Source organism: SAR324 cluster bacterium (assembly GCA_029245725.1).
Taxonomy (GTDB): Bacteria; SAR324; SAR324; order SAR324; family NAC60-12; genus JCVI-SCAAA005.
On the sequence record JAQWOT010000262.1, the window covers coordinates 1 to 3,790 of the forward strand.

Sequence of the window (3,790 nt, forward strand, 5' to 3'; positions counted from 1 at the left end):
TATGTTTGTATCCAGCGTTAATACTGCTGACCATGCCCAAGTCAGTGGGAACTGTGCTTTGGCTGTAACTATCAGATCCCCAACACTGAGCCGTTCCATCCGTTTTGATTGCACAAGTGTGACTCCTACCAGCACTGATGCTATTAACTGTACCAAGATCAGCTGGGATATTGCTTTGGCCAGAAGAATCACTCCCCCAGCACTTAACAGTCCCATCAGTTTTAATTCCACAGGTGTGCCCATTCCCCGATTCACCATCAAATGCTCCTCCAGCCACAATTGTTGATACACTTCCTAGGTCGGTGGGAACAGTGCTTTGGTCAGAAGAATCACTCCCCCAGCACTTAACAGTCCCATCAGTTTTAATTCCACAGGTGTGATTTTGCCCAGCACTAATCCGCTGACCAGTGACTGCACTTTCTGGTTCAACCGTTGGGGTTGTAGATCTCCCACCTGTGGGAGCAGATGTTGTCCCTCCACCACCAGAATCTGTTGTAGTTTGTTCACCTTCCAGCATGGCACAACCGAAGGAAAGGGTAGCGGTGATGATGATCGCAAGTAAGGTTTTCATAACAGTATCTCTGTTTGCTGGGTTGGATTACCTTGCTCACATTTGCCTATAGAACAAGGTTTGAATCATTAAAATGTTTCAAATTTGAAACACGATGATCAAACTATAAGTTAACCCATCAAAGTTGGAGAGGACGACTGGGGGAGGAACTGGTGTGTAGAAATTACTTGGAGGTATATAAAGATATTAAATTACTGATATATAATGTTTAATTTAATTCAATGTTTTCTTAGTGTGTGGTGAATATTTTTGTTGTTTAGGCTCTTGAAGATAGGCTCAATTGGTCGGGTAAGTTGTACGAGAAGAGATATTCATCAAAATATAAGTACCTGATGAATGCAGGTAAGGGTGGTGAAGAAAGCACGAACCACAAGAACCGTCCCTGCTCCACCCGCATCATCTGATACGTATCTAAACCAGTTCGGTCTCGGGACTGGCTCAATCCAAGTATCCCCGGCTGTAACTGCTTGGTTCTAGGTTGTCTGTTGCAAGGATAAATTCAACGTGTGTGAAAATCGCTTAGGGGAGGTAAGAAATGAATGGGTAGGGGTATTTGGTCCTGTACCCCTTTCACTGGAATGGATGTGTTTTGATGAAACTTCCGGAGAAACTAGAGGCTCTTGATCAGGCTTTGGTAATTAACAGAAGAAACCTTTCAAGTTGGGGATATTGAGATCCCTCATTTGCATCTGACGTAGTATGTCTCGGTCTTGGCTGAGTGATCTAAGTCAAAATCCAGCACTTCAGTTATGAAGGGTTCACAAATGTTGGTAACTTCATCTTCACAGGAAGTGCTCTCAAATCTGGAATTTACCAAAATCTGGGTTTGTTTATTTTCACTTGAGGAACAAACCAAAATTCTACCTAAAGAACCATCTCTAAAAATATGATTTTGGACCACATTCCCTTCTTGGGTTTTGTGTGAATCAGCAACTTCATGAGTTCTAGTACAACTAGCAACCACCCCAAACGAAAATAGTAATATAAGCTTAATTTCAAGTTTGTTAAGCATATCGATAGATCAGATAGTTATTCACGCTGAAGAGTTGATTGGAAAAACTACAAAGAATCCAATGAACAATGAATGGGTATAATGAGATTTATCAAGAAGTTGGGCAATTCCCACTGAATGATTTCTTGGTCTCGTGTGATTTCAATTAATTCCTTTGTGTCCGATTCTCTCCACATATTTTTTAAATATCTGATGAATACAGGCACCACTTCTGGTGATAAAGGCAACAGCACAACGAAAATAGATGCATTCCTCCAAGTTCTCTGAAACGAACTTCAGTATCTTCCGACCCCGGTTGCTATCATTTAGAACTAACTAAGGTTGAAAATAGGTTGATGCTTCAGGGTTATGCTCGATGAGTCCTGAATACACCCCCTCGATTACTTCGTCAGTAGAATTCATGCTGATATCTATTCTCAAGGATGTCCAAAATAGGTTTGTCTGCCTCTATCCAATCTAGGTTTCTAGCCTCATCAAGTGACCCGTGAAAGTAGCTGATATGTTCTTTCAGTAGTCCTGTGAAGCTTTCCAGATGAACTAGATAGCAGTGCATCCTGATTGAAAAGTCTTGGTATTCATGTTCTACGGTTGTTATCCATTCACCTACCTTGATGTCTAGATCCAACTCTTCCCTCAATTCCCTGATCAGACTGTCCTCTCTGGGTTCATCCTTTCTCACCTTCCCACCGGGAAACTCAAACTTGTTCGCGACATAACAGTACCTCGAATCACCCCGTTGAAAGGCGAGTAGGCGATTCTCAAAAACAATCACTGCAGCTACCACTTCAATCATTCATCCAACCTTAGGCTTCTAATGAAGGTGGATAGTGGTTTCATGATCATCAGAATTCTCTATGTAAATTGATGGTTTGCATGTAATTACATATTTCATTACACAGTTGCAAACTTCATTTGCCATACAAACATACAGAAAGTAAATATCTACTATAATTGATTATTTTTTAATATTGGTGACTGGTAATTATACAAAAAAGAAGAGATTTGAGGGTGTTGATGGGTAGAATCAAGCTATCCTACAGTAGGAGGTAGGAAAACCGAATGAATAACACTGAAGATCATCAAATAGTTCGGCATTTCTCTACTCCAGCATGGTTTCAGGACTGGCCGAATCCTAATGTCCTTGCTGTATCGGTTGGAGTCTATGTGGTCTGGAGGGGAGATCAACTGATCTATGCTGGTATGTCTGGCAGGGATATAGAGAAGCAACAGCAGAAAGAAATGTGGTTTAGTGACTTGCCTGGAGAGTCACGTGAAAGGTTGGCTTAGTTGGGATCAACTGATCTATGAGGCTAACCGTTTTGTAATTCCTAGTCTCATTGCAGATCAAAAATCCCAAATGTCTACGGGATTGCTAACAGTGGACATCCTGACTCGACAATACATCCATCAGCTCTTCCAAAATTATTCCTGTAGTTGATCGCAGCATAGAAGCTTTTGCGATTGAACAACTCTGTCAGGCTGGCTATATTTTCGATCAACGGCCTCACCTGAACCCGCTAGAATCCTCAACAACCATCTCAGATCGTCAGATCCTACAAGCCGCCACTATTGATCCAACAAACTTTTTAGCACATTTCCTACGCTCTGAACACCCTTACCTATGACTTTCCTTCAGTTATTTCGAAGAAGCCGGTGGTAGCATCGTTTCTATGTTGAATTTGATCAGAAGCTAGCCTGATATTCATCTGAATATCCCAAGTCCAACAACAATGTTCTTCTAGATTCATCATCTATCCACGCTGTTTCTCTTCGATTCTTACAAACCTAGTACTGACCCCTATTTGCTTTTTCAATGATGTCTTTGTGAATTGAATGCTTTCTATGTCCTTCACAGTTTTTAGATAAAGTTGTGAATTAAACACTCTAATTTAAGTAATAATCCAATTAATTATCATCGTAATACTGGTTTAAACTATCTAATTTCAATTCTTATATACTCTATCTTAAATGCCGTAATATATGAGTTTATAAAGAGGGTACATACTTGAAAAGTATCTCAAATTTCTGTACACTGATTACTATCAACTCAAACAAGTAATTTCTGCCGTATTACCAACTGTCAAATTCAAAAATAAGTATTAATAATTTTTGATTACGCCAAAGTCAATTTGACTTCCTAAGACTGAGACCTGAAAAATAATGCTTAGTATTTCAGTTCAACCTACTGATTTAAAATAAAAAAATAA

The 3,790-nt window shown here is 39.9% G+C and carries 4 protein-coding genes; 1 reads left to right on the top strand and 3 read right to left on the bottom strand.

What is annotated here, in order from left to right; translation table 11 throughout:
• Together P8O70_14640 and P8O70_14645 are read right to left on the bottom strand one after the other, a co-directional pair.
• Positions 1 to 571, bottom strand: a 571-nt coding sequence (locus P8O70_14640; GenBank protein ID MDG2198087.1) for a hypothetical protein, incomplete at its 3' end; no start/stop codon positions are given.
• Between the two features lie 1,400 nt (positions 572 to 1,971).
• Positions 1,972 to 2,376, bottom strand: a complete 405-nt coding sequence (locus P8O70_14645) for a (deoxy)nucleoside triphosphate pyrophosphohydrolase (GenBank protein MDG2198088.1) — start codon at positions 2,374 to 2,376, stop codon at positions 1,972 to 1,974.
• A gap of 266 nt (positions 2,377 to 2,642) precedes the next feature.
• Between P8O70_14645 and P8O70_14650 the strand changes: the two genes are divergently transcribed.
• Positions 2,643 to 2,870, top strand: coding sequence for a hypothetical protein (locus P8O70_14650; GenBank protein ID MDG2198089.1), 228 nt, complete (start codon positions 2,643 to 2,645; stop codon positions 2,868 to 2,870).
• A 74-nt stretch (positions 2,871 to 2,944) separates the two neighbouring features.
• Here the strand turns inward: P8O70_14650 and P8O70_14655 are convergent, their stop codons facing one another.
• Positions 2,945 to 3,082, bottom strand: a complete 138-nt coding sequence (locus P8O70_14655) for a hypothetical protein (GenBank protein MDG2198090.1) — start codon at positions 3,080 to 3,082, stop codon at positions 2,945 to 2,947.
• Positions 3,083 to 3,790: the final 708 nt, after the last annotated feature.

Excerpts from the sequence above, each read along its gene's own strand:
- P8O70_14645 (MDG2198088.1), bottom strand. The coding sequence starts at position 2,376 with ATGATTGAAGTGGTAGCTGCAGTGATTGTTTTTGAGAATCGCCTACTC.
- P8O70_14650 (MDG2198089.1), top strand. The coding sequence starts at position 2,643 with ATGAATAACACTGAAGATCATCAAATAGTTCGGCATTTCTCTACTCCA.